This is a genomic window from Microcoleus sp. FACHB-SPT15, assembly GCF_014849525.1.
GTDB lineage: Bacteria > Cyanobacteriota > Cyanobacteriia > Cyanobacteriales > Coleofasciculaceae > Symplocastrum > Symplocastrum torsivum.
Genome location: NZ_JACJNU010000006.1, coordinates 108,057 through 131,060, shown reverse-complemented (window position 1 = coordinate 131,060; position 23,004 = coordinate 108,057). Strand labels below are relative to the sequence as shown.

Below are 23,004 nucleotides of genomic sequence, written 5' to 3'. Positions count from 1 at the left end.
TGTCTGCTGGGTTAGAGGCTGAGATTGATCTCAACTGCACATCAAAGTGTTATGTGTTTTAAATGGTTACGAAGGTATTTAGCCTCTGGAGCTATTGATCAAGTCTGGAAACATGAATTAATTTCACTGCTGGTTAAACTAGCGGCATCCGTGGCATGAAGCATTAAGCTGTTACCAAGGGAATTTCATCAGTGTTGAGGTAATGGTTGGTTTGCTAAGGCTGGAGGCAAAGTTAATAGCGTTTTCTAGCTGGGCATTAGCGATCGCTTCTTTTCGGGAACCTGTGCCACTGTCAGCATTACTTGTAACAGTGATGAGGTTAGGCATAATTCAATCTCCAAAAGATTTGGCAGGTCGCCAACTTTCACGGACATCTGTGAAAGACTACTCTGAGACTTTCACTTATCTTTTCTAGATTGATTGGGTTCAACCGGACACTTTTGCCAGCGACTTAGACTTTTTTAAATTAATTCATCCCTAAGCAAGCTGTTAAAATTAGCTGAGGCGATCGCCTTCAGCCCATAGGTATAAATTTCGTCGATAGTCTTCATCATTTATGAGCAAGATTATTTACCAAATCATAACTATTAGCAATAACTGCTTTTCACGCTCACTCTATTAAAAGACAAGCTTGATAGTTTTACTTTTATTGAACTCAATACCTATTTTTCTAAATCAAAAACCAAATAATAAATAGCTATGATGTAATGTTAGTGCTGTCAATTTAACGATACAAAAAAGTATACCCAGGTTGTTTTACCTGGGTATTAGTAAGTATATACCAGCCAAGTTATAGGTTAAGGTAGCTGGCGGTTTTTAAATTAAAGTAGAAGCTTTCAAGGCTTATGTAAAAAAATATTACGGATAGCGTAAAGAAACGGTAGCAATCGTTACATTAATATAAATTTATTTCTAACCATAGATAGGTACCTCGGCAAGGTATAGGGTATCTAGAAATCTGAGAATATTATCCTAGATAAGCTTTTCGGACACGCTCATCTTTGAGGAGTTCTGAAGCAGAACCTGTCAGGGTGAGGTGTCCAGCTTCTAGAACGTAACCTCTATCAGCCGTTTGCAAGGCGAGGCTGGCGTTTTGTTCTACAAGTAAAATGGTGACTCCAGATGCGTTTAACTGACGAATGACACTGAAGATTTCACGGACAACTTGGGGGGCTAAACCTAAACTGGGTTCGTCGAGTAGCAAGAGTTTTGGGCGACTCATTACAGCACGCGCGATCGCAAGCATTTGCTGTTCGCCACCACTGAGGGTACCCGCTAGCTGGTTGCGACGTTCTCCCAAGCGAGGGAAGGTGAGGAATTGACGTTCAATATCAGCTTTGATTCCCAAACGATCAGAGCGTGTGTAAGCGCCTAACTCCAGATTTGTCAAAACTGTTTGCCGCGCTAATACTCTTCGTCCTTCAGGACTTTGGGCAATTCCAAGATTCACTACTTGATCGGGACGAGTGCGCGTGATGTCTTGCCCGTTATAGATAATCTGTCCTTTGAAGGGATTGATTAAGCGGGAAATTGCTCTAAGTGTAGTGCTTTTGCCAGCGCCATTTGCCCCAATTAACGTGACGATCTCACCCTCATTCACAACCAGATTCGTGTCAATGAGAGCTTGGATAGCACCGTAGTTAACATATAGACTTTTGATCTCAAGCAGTGGTTTAGTCATTTTTTTGTTGTCAAAAGTCGTTAGTTATTGGTTAGAGGTGTAAGGCTTGTACCCTGACTAGCTGCTAAAGCTAACCACTAACCGCATTCTCATCTCCTAGATAAGCTTCAATTACGGCTGGGTCGTTTTTGACTTTCTCCGGTTCACCTAAGGCAATTAACTGACCAAAATCTAGGACAGCAATGCGATCGCATAAACCCATCACTAACGGTACATGATGCTCGATCAGTAGCACGGTTAAGTTGAAGGAGTCCCGAATTTGGCGAATCAACTCACTCAAAGTACCTTTCTCATTCGGATTCATACCTGCGGCGGGTTCGTCTAGCAGTAGAATTTTGGGTTGTAAGGCTAAAGCACGAGCAATTTCTAACCGTCTTTGGTCACCATAAGCAAAATTCCGGGCTTTTTGTTCTGCTCTTTCGGCAAGCCCTACTAAGGCTAATAATTCTAAGGCTTTAGAAAAAGTTTGTTGTTCTTCAGCCGTAGCTGAGGGTAAGCCTAATACACCTTTAATGACACCTGTTTTATTGTGAATGTGATGTGCGATCGCAACATTTTCCAATGCAGATAAATTACCGAACAAGCGCAAATTTTGGAAAGTACGGGCAATTCCCTTAGACGCAATTCTGTGAGGACGTTGTTTAGTAATTTCTTCCCCTTCACAAATCAACTGCCCACTTGAAGGCGGCATTAACCCTGTAATTAAATTAAATAGTGTAGTTTTTCCTGCTCCATTCGGCCCAATTAAGCCAAATATCTCATTTTTTTGCACAGTAAATGAGACTTTATTGACCGCAACAAGACCACCAAAACGGCGAGTTATCTCTCTTACTTCCAGAACTGGTTTTAAATCGTTATACCCTTTCTGATTATCATTCATTGTTTTTGCCGCTTGAGTGGCTTAAATCGCTTTAATAAGTCTGGAGTAATAATACCTTGAGGGTAAAATACACTACCAATTACAATTAGTAGTCCAAAGATAATCAAGCGTCCATCCCGTAGAAACTGCGCTAGCCAAAGTGGTAAACCACTCGTTCCTGCGGCTGCCCTTAGTGCTTCCGGCAGGGCTGTGAGTACCATGCCGCCGAGAACAGGCCCAACGAATGTTCTAGAGCCACCAATTAGAACAAATGCTAGGTAAATGATACTAGCATCAAACGTTCCTTGACGGGCATTCCAAGTATTCAAGAAATGAGCGCTGACTGCCCCAACGAGTCCGGCTAAAACGGCTCCTAATGTAAATGACAGCACTTTATAATAGGTTGGATTAATACCCATCGCATCAGCAGCCAGTTCATCCTCACGAATAGCATTTAAAGCCCGACCAACACGGATACGTTCCAAGCGGTACAGGAAGAACATACTTAGAATTAAGAGAGGTGCAGCTATCCAGAGGTATTCAATTGGAGAGGAAAAGGGTTGAGGAATTGCAAAAATGCCAACAGCACCACCTGTAATTTCCAAATTTAAAGCGAAAACTCTCAAGATTTCGACAAAGGCAATTGTGGCAATAGCTAAATAAATTCCCCGCAATCGAAGAACTGGAATACCAAGTGCGATCGCTAGCACAGCCGACACCAAAGCAGCCAGTAGCATTTCTAACAATAATAAAGGGAGAGGAAACGAACTTCCTGAGAAGTCAAACACCTCAGTTGATAAGATTGCCGCGATGTAACCTCCCAAAGCATAGAATCCAGGCGTTGCTAGAGAAAGCTGACCTGCCATTAACGGTAAGTACACTGAAAGCCCTAAAATTGCTCCGAAAATCATCGAGACGATTAAGAAGCCATTGTTATTAATAAAATCTGGCATTTTGAGTTAGTTGTTAGTTATTAGTAATTAGTAATGCATCAGTAATAATTAAACCTTGGTGACACGCGCCCTTCCCAACAATCCTTGGGGTCGAACGAGAAGCATGATAAATAGTAGGGCAAATGCGATCGCTTCTTTATAACCGGAATAATCAGAAGGAACAAACGCCTCCGCTAACCCAATTACTAATCCTCCCAAGACCGCACCTGGAATATTGCCCAACCCTCCTAAGACAATTACACCTAGACCCTTCAATCCAAAAGCAATTCCAAAGTAAGGACCTGCAATACTCACGCTAGAACCTACTAAAGTTCCCGCAAGTCCCCCTAGAAATCCACTCAAAAAGAACGTCAAGACAATAAAACGCTCTGTATTAATTCCTAAAAGACTTGATGTAGTAGCATCCTCAGCAACCGCTTGCAATGCCTTGCCTGTTTTCGTGTAGCTAATCAAATACGTCAGCACCATAACAATGAGTGCCGATACCCCAAAGATTACGACTTGAACCGTGCGTATCATTACAGGTCTTGCTGTCGTCCCAAAGTTAATAGCGGCAGGTAAATTTCCATAGGCATTAGCTGGAAAGGTATAAATTTCTGCACCAACTAAATACTGAATCACGTTGACAATAACAACAGCCGCCCCCAAGCTAGAAACTAAAGTTAGCAGTGGGTCAGCACCCCTAGCACGTAAGGGACGAAACGCAAGACGTTCTACAACGACTCCAGCCAAACCAGCGAAAATACTACCGATAAATAAAGCAATAACAAATGGCAACTGTATAGGTAAAGAGGCATTCGCCAGCAATCCATTAAAGCCAAACGCTCCACCCGCTAAGCTATAAGTAAAGTAAGCACCCAGCGTAAAAACAGCACCATGAGCAAAATTGATAATTCCTAAAATTGAGAAAACTAGGGTATAACCCAAAGCAAAGATGGCGTAAACACTGCCGATGGACAAACCATTCAGAAATTGCTGTAAAAAAAGGGTGAAGTCCATTGTAAGTTTTAGATTTGACTGAGGTTACAGTTTCTCTACCTCTGATAATTTTGGGATGGGGAATTGTGATAATAGTCTATTAACAATTCCCCATGCTTATTTGCTACTTCAAGAAGGTAAACTTACCATTCGTACCATCAGCATCCATCTTGATTTGAGCAACATAGAACTGACTTTGTTTAATTTCTCCCTCTGGATCGAAGGCAATGTCACCAAGAGGAGTTTTGTAAGTACCTGCTAAAATTTGCTGATTTAGCTGTGTTCGTAGTTGGTCTAGAGGCAACGTGTTGACTTTGGTTTGAGTATCTAAAGCCTTGAGTGACTCCACAAACACTTGTACTCCAGTAAAGGCTTGAGCGCTAAATTGTGGTGGTTCTTTCTTGTTTTGTGCTTTATAAGCTTCCCGGAAAGCTGTGTTAATCTCATCCGGTAATTCTGGACTATAGGCTTGAGCGATTAACACACCATCACATTGCGCTTTACAGACAGGAAGTAAGTTTGATGTATTCAGTCCATTTCCACCAATAATTAAACCTTTGTATCCTAGTTCACGCAGTTGTTTAACTAAATTTCCCCCATCAGCGGCTAGACCTGAGATGATGATTAGGTCTGGGTTGAGGTTCATTGCGTTCGTAGCTTGGCTTTGGAAATCGGTATCGGTGGTTTGAAACTTCTGTACTGTTACCAAATCCAGTTTTTGGTCTTTTACCGTTTGTTGAAATGTCTCAGTTTCTGATTTGCTGAATGCATCATTCTGAGCAAAAAAGACCGCTACTTTTTTGATTTGAGGATTAATCTTGAGTGCGGCTTGAACCGCGTTTGGAGCAACAACGGCTACAGGTGCTGAGACACGCGCAATGTAATCCCCAATTTGAGGAATATTCTTGGCTGTATTAGATGGTGCTAAGACAGGGACTTTAGCTCGATCAGCGATTGGATCAGCGGCAAAAGCTTGCTGAGAAAGTGTTGGCCCAACAATTCCAACAACTTTATCTTGAGTAATTAAGGTATTAAAGGCATTAATTGCCCCTTGCTCATCACCGGCTGTGTCTTGGAAAACTAGCTTGATGGGTGTACCATTAACGCCACCCTTGTCATTAAAAAACGTTTCAGCAATCTTTGCCCCAATGACTTGTTCTTGACCTAGTAAGGAGACGTTACTAGTTTGTGCTACAGCAATACCAATTGGGATAGCTGCTGTTGATGTATTTCCAGCATTATTACTGGTAGTTGTGTTAGGTGCCTTGTTCTGACTACAGGCAACAACTAAGGCAAATGTGATGAATGATGTGAGGATTTGGGTAAAAATACTTTTCTTAAACATTTCAGAACTTCCACAGCGATCGCACTTTCTAATTATCTCTCTCTCGGCAGAAGTTGTTTAATCGAAAAAGGTCAATTTTAATAACGTTGAAGATACACAAACTGGCAAAAAAAGGTCGTCAGTTTACAAGAGTTAAGGATTTTCACCGTATTGTTGATAGCGTGAGTAGAACGGCGATGACGATCAAGAGTTCCCTTAATCAGCGATCGCACTATTATTCCAGTCAAAGGCGTAACTCTAAGCAGTCACCGGAAATCGCGACTCATCAGTTCGGTTCTACGACCCCAGAACGATGATTAATATGAGTATTCTCATAAACAGATAGAGCAGATAGTTGGAGAGACTGCACTTGCTGTGCATGGGGATAGATCGTGGTGCAAAAATGGTTGTTGCCAAGCCTAAGTGAAGTTTTAGCCCACAGTGAACAGACGGGGCTGAATAACCAAGTCGTGCCTCTGGTAGGACAGGAAACAATAGCGCATAAGAGTCAACGCTGTGCTAACAGTCGTAAGGTAAGAGAGCGTGCGATCGCACAAGCCGATGCGGCAGCAGCCAAAGCGCAGCGGGAGTGGAAAAGCGCGATCGCGTCATTAGAACAGTTGCTTTTGCAAACAACTACCCTAGATGAGTCTGAGACAGTTAATTGTAAGCCGTCGTCACTTCAAGGCTTAGTCTTAGCAGGTCCTGTACCAGTATTGAGTCATCCCAATCTTCTTGCCCATTTCCAAACCGGGATTTTTACGAGCGAAGGATTTAATGCCTTGGCTTGGATGCCCTTTCAACTGCCACCTGCCAAAAACGGGCAGACTCCGCAGCTTGAAAATAGTGCCTATGGGTTACCCTTACTTCGGGATGATCCCTTGGCAGCAGAACAATTTTGTTTAGTATTTACTAATCGTTTTAGCTTAGTGATGGCATCTGGAGAAGACTTGGCTGGTGTTTCAGCTTTTCGCTTCTCCTTTGATCCAGAAGATATTGAGCAAGCTTGGCTAACACTCCGTCCTCGGTTGCTACTTACCAGCCCTCATCAGCTAGCGCAGTTGGAAGCTTTTGTTCAACAGTTCGCGCCGAAGTCACCTGATTACCGAATTGTAATGGACTTCAGTCGCCAGCTCCTCAAAAATTTACCAGAACTGTCTCCAGCAGAAACTATCCAGACAATACCTGTCACTTCTACACACCCAGTTGGTCAGACAGAACACCTCCATCATCAGGGCGATCCCTTCAAAGTAGGTCGTCATTGGGAGCCTTTGGTAAAACATGAGGAGCGAGGCGTGAGTAGAGTCTCTAATCCTGGTGAAGCCACGCCGGATGTAGAGTTGCTTCAAGCACTAACCCACGAAATTCGGACACCTCTCACAACAATTCGCACCCTGACAAAACTGCTGCTAAAGCGGCGTGATTTAGCTCCGGAAGTGATTCGGCGTCTGGAAATCATAGACCATGAGTGTACTGAGCAAATCAACCGCATGGAGTTGATTTTCCGGGCAGTGGAATTAGAAACAACAGCGGCTAAGCAAGTACCTGTTAACCTCACCCCCATGTCAGTAGCGCAGGTGTTCCAGCAAAGCATTCCCCGTTGGCAAAACCAGGCACAGCGGCGTAATGTCACCTTGGATGTGGTGCTGCCTCAGAAGCTACCATCTGTAGTGAGCAATCCTGCCATGCTCGATCAGGTACTAACAGGCTTGATTGAGAACTTCACCCGTTCTCTTCCGGCTGGTGGTCATATTCAGGTACAGGTTACACCAGCAGGAGACCAGCTAAAGTTACAATTCCAGTCTCAGCCCGATCCGGACAAGAATGGGACTGCATCGGAGTGTGCAGACTCAACATTCCCGACGTTGAAGTCGATTGGTCAGTTGCTGATGTTCCAGCCAGAAACAGGTAGTCTGAGCTTAAATCTTGATGTGACCAAACATCTATTCCAAGCGTTGGGAGGAAAACTAATTGTACGGCAGAGACCTCAAGAGGGTGAAGTAATGACAATTTTCTTACCCTTAGAAGTCAGTAATACTGATATAGGTAGTCAAAAAGAAATCTTTGCTAAGAAATAGATGCGATCGCTTCCGGGATACGATTGCGAATTCGGTAATTAGTTTAGTGGCTGGCTAATTTTTGGACAAATGCAGCGTGTGCGTCCGATTGTACCCCTTCTTGTAAAACGGCTAATACGCCCTGCATATTCCCAGCTAATAACTCTACAACCGCCAACCACAACCCTGGAAAAACTCGACTCCGCGCAATCCCATCACTGTCAGCAGGTAAATCAAGATACTCACCCTTTTCTAGATAGAACCAGCTAAGTTTCTGATCAAGGACTTGCCAGACAATGTATTCCTTCACCCCATTCCGACGATAAGCTTGTTTTTTGGCGTGAAGGTCGATCGCAACACTGCTAGCAGCTATTTCAACAACCAACTCTGGAGCGCCTTCAATATAATCATCGTCACTCAGTCGCGCTTGCCCACCTGCTTCTGGAGTGATCAGGAGTACGGCATCTGGCTGAGGTTCATTGTCAAGGTCTAGGCGCACAGTTGGATTATCTCCCATCGCAACGCCCGGAGTCATGGCTTCATAGATTCCCAACCATGACATGATTCGACCATGAGGTTGACCGTGGCTCTTGAAGCGCAACGCAGCAGGCATATAAACAATTCCTTCAATCAATTCGGCTTTTTTCAAGTTGGGCATGGCGTTGTAACGGCGCTCAAACTCGTAACGATTCAAGCGATCGCCATTTTCCAAAGGAGGAATTGTCAAATGCTGGTTGGGTGTTTTAACCATAGCTGCTGCTAAGAGTAAACCTATGCCCATCCTACCGAAATCAGCGAAGGTGAGCGAAAGCGCTGGAGGCAGAAGCGAGCGCTGCCTAATAGTCATTTTCAGGACTACTCTTGTAGATAAACCGCTAGCCGCATTAACTTATAGCAGAAGTGGAAGTGGCAATAGGTAGCAGCACTTTAAAATTGGAGCCTTCCCCCAACCGACTAGTCACCGAAATCGAACCGCCACAGCGTAATAGTAATTGCTGCACAATTGTCAACCCCAAACCAGCACCCGTGTTGTCGCTAATGGTAGAACGTCCCCGATAAAAACTATCGAAAATTCTAGGGATTTCATTGGGTGCAATACCAATGCCTGTATCACTAAATCCAAGCTGAAGGTATTCACCTTGAAGTGTGGCTCGTACCTGAACCTGACCACCTGTAGGAGTAAATTTTAGGCTATTGTGCAGCAGATTGATGACAATTTGCCGTAGCCAAGTTTCCAAGCACAATACACAGGGAAGATCACGAGGAACCGTGTAGCCAAGTTGAATACCTTTCTCTTGAGCAAGTGGCTGATAGGTGCTGACGACACCAGGGACAATTGCGGCAAGCTGCACCAGTGGCAAGGTTGTTGGTTCGGGTTCACTCTCTAGCTGTACTATCTCTTGTAATCCAGCCATCAATGAGATTTGGCGATCGCATTCTGTATTGAGTAGTTGCGTGTAGCGTTGACGCTGTGCTGGCTTGAGTTGTGGAGAATCCAACAGCTTCAACGCTGTTTTCATATTCGTCAACGGTGTCCGTAACTCCTGCACGACTCGCTTGAGCAACTCATCTTTGTTACGGAGGTCATCATGAGGAGAGGGTGGGATAGCGGTTGTTGTCTGACTGAAGAACTCAGGCTCACTTGTCGTCAACGAGTGCAGCTTATCCTCAGTCCGTTGTACTTGCTTCACCAATAACTGGGTAAGTAACGCCTTCTCATCAGGAGTAGACAGTAAGGAAAACTGTGTTTCCAAACCACCTAGTAATTCCTCTGGCGTAGGATTTGCGATCGCAAAAATCCCTTTCATTCCCGCCACAACTCGCTGAATAACGCGCCGCTCAAAGGTACAAATCGCGTCTAAAGGCTGGCTTTGACTTCGATCTAAAATCGTTGATTCAGGCTGGCAAGCCACAATCAGACCACTCAACTGGTCAGATAAAACAATAAGAAAACACTCTTGCTGAAGCTGACTACTAGCAGACAATTGCAGGGGGACAACTTGAGAATTACCGCTGATAGCAACTGGATTCCCAACATCCGTAACCGCTGCTAACTCATTCTCAATGCCACTACACAGATAAATTGTTTGTGGAATACTGCTCTGTTGATAGCGTTGTAGTTTGTTCTCCCAGTTATTTTCTGGGGGTTGCTTCACCCAGATTGTTGCGGGAATTTTTTCCTCAATCAGAACATCAATCAGTACTCCTACCAACGATTGGAGTGTAGCTGGACTGACTCGAAGAGACTGAGAAGGCGAAAGCGTGTTCAGAGTCAACTGGTAGACCGATAAATCTTTAGTCATTAGTCATTCGCTCTTAGTCTTAGTGTGCAAGCCAATCTAGACTGAAGCATTATTTCTTTTGGTCTATGAGTTGGGAACGTGGTGGCTTAGGTACCTGAGATTATCTTGCATCGTACATAAGCCCCACGACTAACAACTAACAACTGACTAACCAGCAATTCGCTCTAAAAGAGCATCTCGCGCTTGCTCTCGGTCATCGAAGTGAATTTTTTCGGTTCCGAGAATTTGATAGTCTTCATGACCTTTCCCCGCAATCAAAACGCCATCTCCCGGTTGTGCTTGCATAATAGCCGTGCGAATTGCCGTAGCGCGATCGCAAATTACAATCGGTTCAACTGATGATGGGATGCCCTCCAAAACATCTTGCAGGATGCGTTCTGGGTCTTCCGTGCGGGGATTATCCGAGGTGACAACGGCAACATCCGCGAGTTCGGCGGCAATTTTACCCATTTTGGGACGCTTCGTGCGATCGCGATCGCCTCCACAACCAAACACACAAATCATCTTGCCCTGAATAAATGGTCGTGCCGCTTTGAGCAAGTTCTCCAAACTATCCGGCGTGTGAGCATAATCAACAATTACACTCACCTCCTGGGTTGGCTGCACTTGCACCCGTTCCATCCGTCCAGGAACACCGGGGAACAGTGGTAAGGCTTCCACAACTGACTCTAATTTCAAACCTAGATGTAAAACAGTTCCAACAGCCGCCAATAAGTTGGACAAATTGTATTGACCTACCAGCGGTGAACGGAAGGGAACCTCACCTGCGGGTGTATGCAAGATGCCACTCACGCCAGTTGGCTCATAATTCAGGTCACTTGTCCACAAGTCAGCCGAAGTCTTTTCGACACTGTAACTCCAAACCTGATCGGGATGAAGCTGTCCAATTAACTGCCGTCCGTAAGGGTCATCGGCATTAATCACCGCCCGACCTTTAAGATAATCCGAGTTAAACAACAGTGCTTTTGCCGCGAAATAATCATCCATATCGCGGTGGTAGTCCAAGTGGTCTTGAGTGAGATTCGTAAACACGGCAACCTCAAACGGACAGCCGAGTACCCGACCTTGTGCCAGTGCATGGGAACTGACTTCCATCACACCAAACTGGCATCCAGCAGAGACTGCTAATTTCAGTTGTTGTTGCAGTTCCACCGCGAAGGGTGTGGTGTGTGCTGCTATTTTCTCAAACCCTGGCCAACGCGCATACAGTGTACCAAAAAGCGCCGTCGGTAACTGGGCATGAGCTAGTAGGAATTCAATGAGATGAGTGGTTGTCGTTTTCCCATTGGTACCCGTGATCCCAACTAGCTTCAGTTGCTGTGCTGGATAACCGTAGAAGCCAGTAGCGGCTTCAGCACAGGCGGTTGTCATGTCCTCTGCTGTGATGACATAAGCGCTATCTCCAGCTTCACTCTTGGCAAGGGGAGACTGTTTTGCCGCTGCTTGGGGAGAGATTAGGGCAGCGACAGCACCCGATGCGATCGCACTTTCCCAAAATTCCCCACCATCTACCCGTGTTCCCGGCATCCCGATAAATAAATCTCCAGGTTTACAGGCATGGGAATTCGTACAAATCCCCTTTACCTCAGCATCCAGCGCTGGATGATCAGATATTTGCCCAATGCTGGGAATCGTTGCTAATAACTCACGTAATTTCATCTCAATTCTTGCTCCTCACTAAGAAAGGGACTGGGGGCTAGGGACGAGGGATTGGAGATTTCTGATTAGACATTGGTAAAGATAGTCGGTAGCCTATCGGACTCTACTGCCGGAATCTTCCCCCATCCCTAGTCCCCCACTTCTGCGCCTATTTTGGCTTATCTTCTGGTAAATACTTCTGTAGCATTTGCGCCAACTGCTGTACTGTCGCACGGGGAGAAAAGCGAGGTAGCGGTTCTTCTCTATCTGCACTAACTCGATATAGTACTGGCACCTCATATTGATAAGCTTGGAACCAATCCTCGCGTGTTGTAATATCTCGTACCTCTAATTCATGGTTCAAGCCTTGAATCTGTTCTAGCTTTTCTTGCAATCCCTCGCAGAGATGGCAACCCGGCTTACTGTAGAGAATTAATTGCATTCGTTTTGAGCTTTGCATAATCACCGACTTCAGACTAAACACCCATGCGCTTCAATCCCTTTACGAAACCGAGAAATTTTCTCTTCTCCTACTCCCCATTCCTTAATTTGCCGTAAAGGTACTTTTCCTTGAGCGAAGAATGTCCGGTTCTCCAGTCGGTTTGTGTAGTTTTGCAAGGTAAAATTAACAGTGTTAAACATTTTCACTAACACCAGACGCAAAAAACATTATGACCCAATTAACCCAGGCTCCGGTTCAACTTCCCAGCTTTGACCTGGATGAACTGAATCAACGATTTGACACTGCCCATCCCAGAGAGATTCTGGCATGGTGTGTTGAGAATATCCCAACTGGTCTGGTGCAGACTAGTGCTTTCAACGTTGATGACATAGTCATTACAGATATTCTCTACCGCGACCTCAAACCAGCAACGCCCGTTCCGGTAATATTTCTCGATACGTTATACCATTTTCCTCAGACCCTGGAACTAGTTGCCAAAGCTACAACGATCTACAACCTAGATCTAAAAACCTATAAAATTCCAGATATTAATTCCCGTGAAGCTTTTGCAGAAAAATATGGGGATGCCCTTTGGGATAAGGATATTCAACAATTCCATCACCTAACAAAGATTGAACCACTACAACGGGGTCTAGCAGAACTAAACACAGTTGCCTGGATTACTGGTCGCCGTCGTGACCAAGCTGTAACTCGCGCAAATATGCCAGTGTTTGAAATTGATGGCGAAGGACGCTTGAAGCTTAACCCCATCGCTAGTTGGACACGCAAGGAAAGCTGGGCATACGTGAATGAACATGGTGTCATTTACAATCCTCTACATGACCAAGGTTATCCCAGCATTGGTGATGAACCTATCACAACCCCAGTAGCAGAAGGCGAAGATGAACGTGCTGGTCGTTGGCGGGGTACTGGCAAAACCGAGTGTGGAATCCACATTTAGAAACGCGATGAACTAACGCTCATCACCCTTGGAGTGTGGTTCTTTCTTACATCATCGAAAAAATCGCTAAGACAGTAGGGAGAGTGAGACGTGATACATTCTCCCTATCCTTACTATCTGTCCATCTTTGAGTAGCTCTCAACCTTCAGTCGGCAGCTGATCAGGTGCAAGCTTGGGGGTGAACAAAATACTTTTGAAGGAATAGCGCCCTCGGTAGGATTCGAACCTACGACCAAGGGATTAGAAATCCCTTGCTCTATCCCCTGAGCTACGAGAGCATAAATTTATCCTACAAAACATAGAATACCCGATAATCTCTCTAAGTGGCAGACTTACACCTTCTTGGATTCAGGAAGAATATCCTGTTGAACAGTGTTGCTCAAGTTCAATGCTTTCTTAAAAAATGAGCAATCTAGGAAGTAGGTTGGTATAACTAAGCGTAGATTAAGCGCGTCAAGGGTTAGTTGCAGCGGACAATCCCTAACGGACGATTGACAGCCCATATCAGTTACGTGTATTTATATCTACTCACCTATCAAGCATTGTATGAACCCAACGCTATCTCCAGGCAAGCCATGATTTTAGACCCTCTAGAGGGCACAGAAACTCAATCCGCTTGACGCTCAAGGTACACTATAAACCAAAGTCATCAGGTGCTTGTATCGGTAGTGGTACGACTCAAGGCAATAAGCCCCAACGCCCAGGCGAAAACTGCTCAGCGCCGTTCAGTCGAGACCCTGGCACAAGGATTCTGGATAGATAAATGGTTACTTGGGTTATGACAGCGCTTTCCCGCAGCACCTTATTCGACCCCTAAGTACTCAGCCTGCCAGTGTCATGTTTATTCTCAAAAGAAAGGATGTTGAAATCTCTAGCATTCAGCACCCAAAGCGAGAACAGCAAATCCCGATTCTCACCTATCAGGCGCAAACCTTTCGCTTGATCAGTGTGTATGGTGCCAAGCAAGGCGAAGAAGCCAAAGCCTTCTGGCGGGATCTTACCGATCATCGCGGTAAAGTCTGTGTACTGCTCGAAGAACCTGATCGTTACAGCGTTTGGGGAAAAGTTCGCTTAGAGCAACTCGGTACAGAGGCTGGGCTGGATACGAGAGTCATACCGTACACTCAAGCCTGTCTCTTACTTTTACAAACGGTTTACATTGATGTTGAAGACCTTCTGGGAGGTCGGCAAGCCGGATTGTTCCAAAAAGAAATCGCTGGTATTTTTAAGCAGTGGCACTTTCCCCAGGCTGAAACGCCGGAAGCCGTGAAGCAGTTGCTAACGGTAGATCCCCTCACGAGTCTACAAGTTCCTCCTTGGGAAGAACACCATCTCATTACTTTGTTGCAGGAACTCTACCGCTTAGGTAAAGAATATTTTGGAAATGCCAACTTTGCGGAGGGTGTAAGAGATATATTGCAAGATATGCCAGTTGCCGAACAAACTCAGTTTATGGAGTGGCTGAATCAATCGCCTCTTGGTAAACTATGGCGATAAGCTAGAGATAGGATTAAACAAATATGCCGTGGCTGGCTATCAAAAAACTTATACAGGTCTGCCAAACCGAACTCTCTATAACAACATCGGCTTTTTGTGATTTCCGTTATTAGTAATCTCTCTTAAGTCTTATGAGTAGCTCTGTAGACAAGGCATCTAGTCCTCAATCCCCTCTATCTGGTCAGAATGTTGTCTATGTGGGGGTTGCTTGGTCAGTACTATCGTTATTATTTTTCCTGCTGTTTAGTATTACTGCTCCAGGGCAGGAAAGCCCATTTTGGTACTTGATTGGTACCTACGTTTTGGAGATTTTACCTTTTCTGGCAGCAACTTTGCTCTGCTATAGAAATTGGCGTAGCCCCAACATCGCCAGTGGACGTAATGTCTGGCTCGGAATTGGTCTAGGAATGCTTTGCTACTTGATCGCTGGCTTACTATTTGGCTGGTGGGAGGTAGTTTTGGGTCTTGACCCCGACGTGTCACCTGCTGACTTATTTTACTTAGTGTCCTATGTGTTCCTGGGTTGGGGCATGGTTCTAGCCGTTCTTCCTAGGCGCTTAAATTTAGAAATGTGGCAATGGGCAACTGTAGCCGCGATCGCAGCAGCCGGAATTGCTTTTGCCGTCTGGATTTTACTAGCAACACCGACGACGCCAGACAACGCTAATGCTAATATTCCACCTGGCGCTACACAGGAGACTGTAACGGGTACGACTTCACCTCAAGCCTCTACTCCAACGGCATCAGGGGAAGCCAGCCCAGCTATCGCTGAGGAAAGTGAAGAAACTCAAGCACCGAGTTGGGCGATCGCAGTTGAAGATACGCTTAGCCCACTCTCTAGACCCGTTAACTTCTTCTATATTGTTGCTGATGTCTTTCTCTTGATTATTGCTTCAACTCTCTTATTGGCATTTTGGGGGGGACGCTTTGCCCAGTCCTGGCGAATGATTGCAGCAGCAACATTTGCTCTCTACATCGCGGATATGGGATTTAAGTATGTTGAGGCTCGCGCTGTAGAATACGAAAGCGGAGGTCTACTGGATGTCTTTTATGTTTTCAGTGGTGTACTGGTTGCGATCGGCGCTGCCTTGGAATATGACGTGTCAAGCCGTTCCCGCCGTGGTGGGCGTAAACGGACTTAAGGTAAGCCATGAGTCCTAGAAAACTAACACAGACTGACAAAAGCGATATCTTGAACTTATATCGGCGACCAGAGGAGACAACATCAACTCTGGCAGTTCGTTATGGTGTCAGTAACTCAACAATTAGCCGCATTCTCAAAAGCACCTTGGTGGAGTCCGAATATGAGGTGCTGATTCAGCAAAAGCGCTCAAACCGCACTCCGGGTGGTGCTTCCTCTTCTCTTGTTCAATCCACTGAGTTGCCCCAAGAGTCTGAGGCTGAGTTACCGCTCGATTTTCAAGAACCTGAGCCAACTCTAGAACCTGAAACAGATTCTGAACCATCTGCTCAAACGTCTAGTGATCAACGTCGGCGGCGAAAACGCTCTTCAGTTGTTCTCCCACCAGTTCCTCAGGAACAGGCGGTACAAACTCAGTTACCCCTAGAGGTACCTACCTCAGTAGAGGAAAGCGGTGTTGAGGAACTTGATGAGCCACTTGGTGAACTTGATCGAGCTGAAACCAGCCACTTAGAAGAGTTGCTGGATGAAGACTTGATGGATTTGGCTGACGATGACGATGATGACGACGATGACAACGATGATTTAGAGGATGATTTAGAGGATGGCTTAGAGGATGACTGGGAAGACGAGGGAATTGAGGCGGAGATTCAGAAGCCAATTACTCTCCGGAATAGGGGTATTAATGTTCAAGTTTTACCTCTTTCTGAAGCCTCTTTGCCAAGAACCTGTTACTTAGTTGTAGACAGAGCAGCAGAGTTAATAGCTCGACCTCTCAAGGAATTTAGTGACTTAGGACAAATTCCTATTGAGGAAGTTCATGAGAAAACTCTGCCAGTATTTGACAACCACAGAGTAGCGAGGCGTTTTTCTAATCGTTCTCAACGAGTGATTAAAGTCCCTGATGGTCGAATGCTTCAGAAGACTTGTTCACACCTGCAAGCTAAAGGAATTACTCGACTGTTAATTGATGGTCAGGTGTATTCCCTATTACCCGCTCAGCCATAAAGTTAATTAAACTCAATTAATAATTTAGCGGCTAGTAGCGATCGCTTGCAACTAGCTGCAATTTTTTTGAGGCGCTGTCTTTAGGGGTAGCTGCCTCAGGTTTGACTGATGACTAGAGGTTAGGGATAGGGAGAGAGCGCAACGGGCTGTAAGACAAGATATAGCAGTAGCACGGATGTTAGGACATTAACGGGAGAAGAGCGTTCTTTAGCTACGGAGCCGGAGTTGCTCCGCCTCCGGCAGATGTGACCAAAGCTGACCGCTGATTGCTATATATTGCCTTTAATTTTGTTGTTCTAAATATTAAACAATATTTGTAATTTAAGTTAATAAAATATTTACTGAATTTTTATGATGAAATCGAGCTAGCTTGATGTAAGTGAAAGTTCGTCACAGTAAAATTCTTAAGTAGTAAGTAAAAGTGAAAGCAAATTTTTTCAAACTTAACTTTACTTATAAAAAGTTTGTAATTACTAAATGCCGATGAATTAATTAAAGTTACCAAATTAATTAAAGCCGTTGAAATAGTTCAGACAAACAACTAATCATTGGAGCGCTTACAGGATGGAAGTAAGACATCTTCTCAGGCTTTATGAACAAGGAAATCGCGATTTTACTGGTGTTGACCTAAATGGGGCAGATTTGACAGGGGCTACCCTGATCGGGGTTAATCTTACAGGTGCTAACTTGAGGGGCGCTAATCTCAGCCGAGCGTTTCTGATTAAGTCAGACTTTAGTGGCGCTCAAATGAACTGGGCAAATCTGAGCTTTGTCAAAATGAGTGATGCCAAACTGGTAGAAGCTGAGCTAACGAAAGCGAATTTCAGTGGCGCTTTTTTGGTGAAGTCGAAACTACCAGGAGCAAAGCTCAGCGGCGCAAATCTTAATGGGGCTAACCTTAGACGCGCTAATCTGTGGGGAGCAAACCTCTGCGGAGCGCAGCTACAAAGAAGCAATCTGCGAGAGGCAAATCTGAGTGGTGTTAACTTCAACTGGGCCAACTTATCTGAAGCAAGACTGATTGGCGCAAAGCTGTATGGTGCTTCTTTAAGCGGTGTTAACTTAAGCCGCGCCTTTTTAAAGGGAGTAGATTTAGGTGGTGTTGATTTAGAGGGAGTTGCCCTCAAAGAAGCAAAATTAAGCGGCGCTAACTTAGAAGGAGCTAACTTGGCAGCGGCAGACTTGAGCCAAGCGCAGCTAAACCGAGTCAATCTCAAAGGAGCGGATTTGACGGCAGCAAACTTGACAAATGCGTCTTTAGAGCAAGCCAATCTAACCTGGACTATTTTGCGAAGGGCAAATTTGAGTGGTGCGGATTTGACTGAGGCAAAGCTAAATGGAGTTGATCTGGAGGAAATTCAGCTAAGTGGCACAATTTTGCCAGAATCAACGGCTCGTTTCATTTACTCCAAGGCAATGTAAATCTTAGGGAAAGGAACGTCTAAGCAATTGTGGTATCTCTCAAGAAGGCTTATGACTTCTAGCAAATTAGGTGATCGCTTTTTCAACGAGATAGCTGAGCGCAAAGACTTTATGGATAAAGATTCTGCTACAAATGGCTATGGCGTGGTGTTGGTGACTGCCTCTTCACAAGAAGAAGGAAAAGCGATCGCGCAAGCCTTAGTTGAAGCTCACTTGGCTGCTTGTGTCAGCCTTATGCCAGTACATTCTATCTACACCTGGCAAAACAAGATTCACTCAGAGCAAGAGTGGCAACTGGTAATCAAAACAGACTTAGCCCGGTTTTCCGAGTTAGAAAAGAAGATTCGCTCTGTACACTCTTACGAAGTACCAGAAATCATTGCCTTGCCAATCTTGGCCGGTTCCGAGCCTTATTTACAGTGGATTTCAGACAATGTTAAAAGCTCTCAGTAACTACCCCTGTCAAGCTGGCAGGTTGTAGGTGTTAGGTAGTAGGGTGAGCGGCGAGTTTTGGAGAAGGAAAAGGGTAAGGTGAAGGACAAAAAATAGTGCCTTTCCCAGTCTCCTTCTACCAACAAAATGTTTTTGTCACTGGAAGCAGTTAGAAATGATATTTTGACAACAACAAACCTTGAGTTCCCAGCGACTTAAACGATGCCTGCTGACTCCCCAACCATTCTTGCGCTTGATTTTGACGGTGTTGTCTGCGATGGACTACTGGAGTATTTTCAGACTTCTTGGCGTACTTACTGTCAAATTTGGACACCTGAAAGCGAGACACCACCGGATGACTTAGCTTCTACTTTCTACCGCTTACGACCTGTGGTAGAAATAGGCTGGGAAATGCCGCTACTGCTTCGCGCAATTGTTCTGGGAATTCCCGAAGAAAAGATAGTACAGGATTGGTCAACAGTTGCCCAGGAACTCATTGAATCCGAGAACTTAGATGCGGCGGATACAGGCAAAAAATTAGATGCTGTTCGGGATGACTGGATTACAACTGATTTAAACAGTTGGTTAGGGCTGCACCAATTCTATCCGGGTGTGATAGATAGACTGCATAGGATGTTGCCTTCTGCATCAACATCAGGCTTAGAGGCTCCAACCCAACTATTTATTGTTACAACGAAAGAAGGACGCTTTGTTAAACAGCTATTGCAGCAACAAGGCATCCAACTGTCACAGGAGCAGATTATAGGCAAAGAGTTCAAGCGTCCGAAACACCAAACGCTGCGACAACTATTACAGGCATCTACAGGGGAAGCGGCGACACTTTGGTTTGTCGAAGACCGCCTGAAAACCTTACAATCAGTCCAACAACAGCCTGATCTCAACGCAATAAAACTATACTTAGCAGATTGGGGCTACAACACCGCAGAGCATCGAGATTCTGTACGTGATGACAATAGAATTCAACTGTTATCTCTTTCACAGTTTGCTCAAGATTTTTCGGCTTGGTTTTAAGAGAATTGATAGTCAGTCGTCATTCGTCTGAAAGCGGGCAACTGACAAGGAACTAATTAAATGCTGGATTTAACAAAACTTGCAAGTCAAATTCCGGGTATCAGTCAGCACCTGAGAGTAGAAGCGGCTGCCTCGCGTCAACGTTTGGAACTAGGGCAGCAATTGCTGTTACAAACTCTTGCCCGACAGGAGGAATTGGTGCAGCGTCAACAGAAATGGCGCGATCGCATGACGTTTACTGCGGCAATACCTGTTGAACCTCTGGATACTCGTGTTGACCTCGATTCACCTCCAGAAAGCCAGACTGTCTTTGCCACCGATGGTTCTCAGATTGCGCCGTCTCACCACGAAATCGCCTACTGCTATCTCATCAATGTGGGACGGGTGATGTTGCACTATGGGCAGAGTTTGTACCCATTGTTGGATAGTTTACCTGAGGTATTTTACCGACCAGAAGACTTGTATGTCTCTCGGCAGTGGGGCATTCGCACCGAGGAATGGATGGGGCATCGACGCACGGTTTCCGAGGTAACGATGTTGGCAGAAATGGCTTGCCGTTGGGTGAAACCACCAGGCCCTCACTTTGATATACCCAATCTAGCGATGGTGGATGGTTCGCTAATCTACTGGTTTCTAGAGGGACTGCCAGGAGACGCACGCGATCGCATTTTGCCTCCGATTCTGGAAGCCTGGGAACAACTCCGCTCTGTGAACGTTCCCCTACTCGGCTACATAAGTGCAGCGCGTAGTGCTGAAGCCCTGAACTTCCTGCGGCTACAAGCTTGCCCGCACGAAACCCCAGATTGCATGACCCATTGCGCCAATTTCATCGACAAGCTACCCTGCCAAGTCATTGACCCCTTACGAGATGCCGCACTTTGGGGAAGTTTATTAGAACCCGGACAACGAAGCCCTCTGTATCGCAGTTCTGCACGGATTCTGGACTTGTACGAAGGACACCGTATCTACTTCTGCTATGTCAATGTTGGGACAGAAATTGCGCGAATAGAAATACCGGAATGGGTGGCACAGAACTCGTCCTTACTCGCTCAAGCCCTCAGCTTAACCTTGGCACAGGTTCACAAAGGTTATGGCTATCCAGTTGCCCTTGCCGAAGCTCATAATCAAGCTGTTGTTCGAGGAGGCGATCGCGTTCGCTTTTTCGCTCTCTTAGAACAACAAATGATTCGTGCTGGTTTAAGAAATGTTGGAACATCCTATAAAGAAGCCCGTAAACGTGGCAGTGTTGGCTGAATCAAGGCTAAATTGGTGAGATTCATCTAGTTTTCAGGGAAAGCTCAACGATGGTTTTAGCCCGCGCCCTCTTCAAAAAAGACACCATTATCAAGCAAAAACTCGCTCAATCCTCAGACTTACCTGCCTCTCAGATTCAAAAGATTCCCAGAGGCTCTCTACTCGTTCTTCAATCCTTTGCATCTCCAAGCAGTAATCACGTCAAAATCAGTTTTACAAGCCTTGACTTCCAGAACTTTACTGGTAGTTGGTTTGCTTTTACTGGGTCTGTACTGCAAACGACACCTAATGGTGAAATATTTACGCAAGATGTCGATATTATTAAGCAGCCCCTGGTCGCCGTAAAGACTATTGACCAACGCCTCTCAACACAATCACCAAAAAATGTAGTAAATATCCCTGCTGATCGGCAAGTCATTGGTAATCAGCAGGGGTTCTTAAAAATTGTCTTTAATACAGATACATTCATCAAACGTGAGCCAGTCGCTAAGGAAAGTCTCCAACCAAACTTAGTTCAAGCTGTACCAGCAGGCACTGAACTTATTCTTTCAACCAACTTGCCAAGTACAAGTAATGTTGTTAGTTTTCCTATTAATAATAGTCATGTACAGTTCAGCCTCAAAGACATTGCCTTAAATGGCTTTAGTCAAAATTGGTTCGCCTTTACAAAGCATGTTGGGATTGAACTCGCTAGTTGAAGTAATTTCTTCCATCACATGCAATTGATGGGTCTTTAATATAGAAGCACAAGGGCTTAGAAGTCTGCCTCTTCTGTCAGTGTTTCAATCAACAAATCCATTTGCTGCTGTCGCTCTTGCAGAAAAGTCTCGCATTGGCGTAGGTACTTCACAGCAGCAGCAAATTGCTCAAAAACTTCAGCAAGTTCTAGTTCACCAGCTTCTATCTGCTCAATGATAGTTTCAACTTGAGCGACTGTCGCTTCATAATTCCAGGCTTCTGGTAGAGGAAGATCAGTTTTATTTGAGCTAAAGGCACCGATAGGGTCAGTCATAAAAACTTGTGGTTGAAACGGTAATTCCTGCAATCTCCTATGCAGGGGATTTCAACTTTCACTTTGACAAACAAATCAATTTCGGTGCAAGGGGTAGCTCACATCGCTCTTGATCCCCATCTTGATAAAGCGAACCAGAAACCTGCCTAACACAGCCTACCGCTCGTGCCGCTGACACTACAAATGATAATTTTGCTTGCGTTGAAATGCTTCCGATCCAAAATCACGCGGAAAACGTATCACTCTCTATCTCTATCAAACCTAAATCCCTCCTTGATCTCAGCAGGCTCATTGAGAGTAACCGTTTCAGGAGCTAAGGCTGGGTTAGTGCAATTTCTGTTGGATCTAGGCTGGAGCGACCTTTCATGACTAAATCCTCTACATCCACGGTGTCTTTAGGAGGAGACTCGCGATCGCTCTGCTCTTTATCATCTTCTGGATTAACAGAGGAGTTTTGTGTCTGAGAACTCATAAGTGTTGCCTACAAACATTGAACTAACAGGTTCCAGCTTAGATGTGCGTTGGTGAGGTACACACTATCGAAGGACAGAGTTCAGAGTTTCACGTAGTAGAGATTGAGCTATCCAACCTATTAAGGAATTAGCATTAAAATGCTGCAAGCTAAACAAGTCTTACAAGAGCGTTATTAGACCTCTTGCATAAATGTCAAAATAACGGCTGAAAGTACTGGTTTTGCGTATCAAAATTCGACTTTTGCAAGAGGTCTATTCTCTCCAACAAAGCTTAGGGCAAAATGCGGGTCGTCAAACTTGGCTTGCACAAGAGCGATCGCAAACACCTCATCCAGTAATCGTCAAGCTGCTTGCTTTTAGCGCTCTTTTGTCACTCTCGCCAGAGCAAACGCTGAAAGCCTTACACAGAGGGAGCTGCGGCATAGGGACTTAAGACATGAGTTTCTATCAGTTTGCGATCGCTAGATTGTCCATTGAGTAGGGGTTTCATCCGTTGGCTGCTATTTTTATTTTCCTGGAGTGACAATAGAGCGTTAG

General features: G+C 45.0%; 24 protein-coding genes and 1 tRNA gene. 11 read left to right on the top strand and 14 right to left on the bottom strand.

All coding sequences use genetic code 11. The features are described 5' to 3' along the window. Nucleotides 1-171 precede the first annotated feature (171 nt). From H6F98_RS01875 to H6F98_RS01850, 6 genes are all read right to left on the bottom strand, one after another. Complete coding sequence (locus H6F98_RS01875) at nucleotides 172-327, bottom strand: hypothetical protein (RefSeq protein ID WP_192216973.1); 156 nt, start codon at nucleotides 325-327, stop codon at nucleotides 172-174. A 640-nt stretch (nucleotides 328-967) separates the two neighbouring features. Further along, nucleotides 968-1,681 (bottom strand): ABC transporter ATP-binding protein, encoded by a 714-nt coding sequence (locus H6F98_RS01870; protein ID WP_192216972.1) that lies wholly within the window; start codon nucleotides 1,679-1,681, stop codon nucleotides 968-970. 70 nt (nucleotides 1,682-1,751) lie between these two features. Next, on the bottom strand, nucleotides 1,752-2,561 hold the full coding sequence (locus H6F98_RS01865) for an ABC transporter ATP-binding protein (protein WP_192216971.1): 810 nt from the start codon (nucleotides 2,559-2,561) through the stop codon (nucleotides 1,752-1,754). Continuing rightward, a complete protein-coding gene (locus H6F98_RS01860; RefSeq protein ID WP_192216970.1) occupies nucleotides 2,558-3,493 on the bottom strand; it encodes a branched-chain amino acid ABC transporter permease in 936 nt (311 codons plus the stop codon). The genes H6F98_RS01865 and H6F98_RS01860 overlap by 4 nt, the downstream gene beginning before the upstream one ends. A gap of 48 nt (nucleotides 3,494-3,541) precedes the next feature. Then, nucleotides 3,542-4,492, bottom strand: a complete 951-nt coding sequence (locus H6F98_RS01855) for a branched-chain amino acid ABC transporter permease (protein WP_192216969.1) — start codon at nucleotides 4,490-4,492, stop codon at nucleotides 3,542-3,544. Nucleotides 4,493-4,595: 103 nt separating this feature from the next. Further along, nucleotides 4,596-5,816 (bottom strand): ABC transporter substrate-binding protein, encoded by a 1,221-nt coding sequence (locus tag H6F98_RS01850; protein WP_192216968.1) that lies wholly within the window; start codon nucleotides 5,814-5,816, stop codon nucleotides 4,596-4,598. A 374-nt stretch (nucleotides 5,817-6,190) separates the two neighbouring features. On the opposite strand from H6F98_RS01850, the gene H6F98_RS01845 reads away from it, so the two are divergent. Further along, entirely contained in the window at nucleotides 6,191-7,873 is a 1,683-nt protein-coding gene (locus H6F98_RS01845; RefSeq protein ID WP_313929780.1) for a HAMP domain-containing sensor histidine kinase, read from the top strand. Nucleotides 7,874-7,916: 43 nt separating this feature from the next. Here the strand turns inward: H6F98_RS01845 and H6F98_RS01840 are convergent, their stop codons facing one another. The 5 genes from H6F98_RS01840 to H6F98_RS01820 all read right to left on the bottom strand — a co-directional run bounded on the left by H6F98_RS01840 (nucleotide 7,917) and on the right by H6F98_RS01820 (nucleotide 12,435). Then, nucleotides 7,917-8,603, bottom strand: coding sequence for a Uma2 family endonuclease (locus H6F98_RS01840; protein WP_192217104.1), 687 nt, complete (start codon nucleotides 8,601-8,603; stop codon nucleotides 7,917-7,919). Between the two features lie 133 nt (nucleotides 8,604-8,736). Next, entirely contained in the window at nucleotides 8,737-10,155 is a 1,419-nt protein-coding gene (locus tag H6F98_RS01835) for a DICT sensory domain-containing protein (protein ID WP_192216966.1), read from the bottom strand. A gap of 147 nt (nucleotides 10,156-10,302) precedes the next feature. Further along, on the bottom strand, nucleotides 10,303-11,814 hold the full coding sequence (locus H6F98_RS01830; protein ID WP_192216965.1) for a UDP-N-acetylmuramoyl-L-alanyl-D-glutamate--2,6-diaminopimelate ligase: 1,512 nt from the start codon (nucleotides 11,812-11,814) through the stop codon (nucleotides 10,303-10,305). 148 nt (nucleotides 11,815-11,962) lie between these two features. Next, complete coding sequence (locus tag H6F98_RS01825; protein ID WP_192217103.1) at nucleotides 11,963-12,235, bottom strand: glutaredoxin family protein; 273 nt, start codon at nucleotides 12,233-12,235, stop codon at nucleotides 11,963-11,965. Between the two features lie 29 nt (nucleotides 12,236-12,264). Continuing rightward, nucleotides 12,265-12,435, bottom strand: a complete 171-nt coding sequence (locus H6F98_RS01820) for a hypothetical protein (RefSeq protein ID WP_192216964.1) — start codon at nucleotides 12,433-12,435, stop codon at nucleotides 12,265-12,267. A gap of 29 nt (nucleotides 12,436-12,464) precedes the next feature. Between H6F98_RS01820 and cysH the strand changes: the two genes are divergently transcribed. Next, nucleotides 12,465-13,196 carry a phosphoadenosine phosphosulfate reductase gene (cysH, locus tag H6F98_RS01815; protein ID WP_192216963.1) on the top strand — a complete coding sequence of 244 codons (732 nt, stop codon included), beginning with the start codon at nucleotides 12,465-12,467 and terminating at the stop codon, nucleotides 13,194-13,196. 205 nt (nucleotides 13,197-13,401) lie between these two features. On the opposite strand, the gene H6F98_RS01810 is transcribed toward cysH, so the two are convergent. Then, nucleotides 13,402-13,474: transfer RNA gene (locus tag H6F98_RS01810), tRNA-Arg, on the bottom strand. A gap of 559 nt (nucleotides 13,475-14,033) precedes the next feature. On the opposite strand from H6F98_RS01810, the gene H6F98_RS01805 reads away from it, so the two are divergent. The 8 genes from H6F98_RS01805 (at nucleotide 14,034) to H6F98_RS01770 (ending at nucleotide 21,680) form a co-directional block, all read left to right on the top strand. Beyond that, nucleotides 14,034-14,693: an Npun_F0813 family protein gene (locus H6F98_RS01805; protein ID WP_192216962.1), complete on the top strand. Its 660-nt coding sequence runs from the start codon at nucleotides 14,034-14,036 to the stop codon at nucleotides 14,691-14,693. Nucleotides 14,694-14,824: 131 nt separating this feature from the next. After that, nucleotides 14,825-15,835 (top strand): hypothetical protein, encoded by a 1,011-nt coding sequence (locus H6F98_RS01800; RefSeq protein WP_192216961.1) that lies wholly within the window; start codon nucleotides 14,825-14,827, stop codon nucleotides 15,833-15,835. A gap of 8 nt (nucleotides 15,836-15,843) precedes the next feature. Continuing rightward, complete coding sequence (locus tag H6F98_RS01795; RefSeq protein WP_192216960.1) at nucleotides 15,844-16,842, top strand: hypothetical protein; 999 nt, start codon at nucleotides 15,844-15,846, stop codon at nucleotides 16,840-16,842. A gap of 564 nt (nucleotides 16,843-17,406) precedes the next feature. Beyond that, nucleotides 17,407-18,264 carry a pentapeptide repeat-containing protein gene (locus tag H6F98_RS01790; RefSeq protein ID WP_192216959.1) on the top strand — a complete coding sequence of 286 codons (858 nt, stop codon included), beginning with the start codon at nucleotides 17,407-17,409 and terminating at the stop codon, nucleotides 18,262-18,264. Nucleotides 18,265-18,375: 111 nt separating this feature from the next. Beyond that, the gene (cutA, locus tag H6F98_RS01785; RefSeq protein ID WP_192217102.1) at nucleotides 18,376-18,717 is read left to right on the top strand and encodes a divalent-cation tolerance protein CutA; all 342 of its coding nucleotides are present in this window, start codon (nucleotides 18,376-18,378) and stop codon (nucleotides 18,715-18,717) included. A gap of 201 nt (nucleotides 18,718-18,918) precedes the next feature. After that, entirely contained in the window at nucleotides 18,919-19,728 is an 810-nt protein-coding gene (locus H6F98_RS01780; RefSeq protein WP_192216958.1) for an HAD family hydrolase, read from the top strand. A gap of 60 nt (nucleotides 19,729-19,788) precedes the next feature. Continuing rightward, entirely contained in the window at nucleotides 19,789-20,982 is a 1,194-nt protein-coding gene (locus H6F98_RS01775) for a DNA double-strand break repair nuclease NurA (protein WP_192216957.1), read from the top strand. Nucleotides 20,983-21,032: 50 nt separating this feature from the next. Next, nucleotides 21,033-21,680 (top strand): hypothetical protein, encoded by a 648-nt coding sequence (locus H6F98_RS01770; protein WP_192216956.1) that lies wholly within the window; start codon nucleotides 21,033-21,035, stop codon nucleotides 21,678-21,680. A gap of 56 nt (nucleotides 21,681-21,736) precedes the next feature. Here the strand turns inward: H6F98_RS01770 and xseB are convergent, their stop codons facing one another. Continuing rightward, entirely contained in the window at nucleotides 21,737-21,994 is a 258-nt protein-coding gene (gene xseB / locus H6F98_RS01765; protein WP_192216955.1) for an exodeoxyribonuclease VII small subunit, read from the bottom strand. A 313-nt stretch (nucleotides 21,995-22,307) separates the two neighbouring features. After that, the gene (locus H6F98_RS01760) at nucleotides 22,308-22,466 is read right to left on the bottom strand and encodes a hypothetical protein (RefSeq protein WP_192216954.1); all 159 of its coding nucleotides are present in this window, start codon (nucleotides 22,464-22,466) and stop codon (nucleotides 22,308-22,310) included. A gap of 221 nt (nucleotides 22,467-22,687) precedes the next feature. On the opposite strand from H6F98_RS01760, the gene H6F98_RS01755 reads away from it, so the two are divergent. Continuing rightward, on the top strand, nucleotides 22,688-22,900 hold the full coding sequence (locus H6F98_RS01755; protein ID WP_192216953.1) for a hypothetical protein: 213 nt from the start codon (nucleotides 22,688-22,690) through the stop codon (nucleotides 22,898-22,900). The last annotated feature ends 104 nt before the right edge of the window (nucleotides 22,901-23,004 follow it).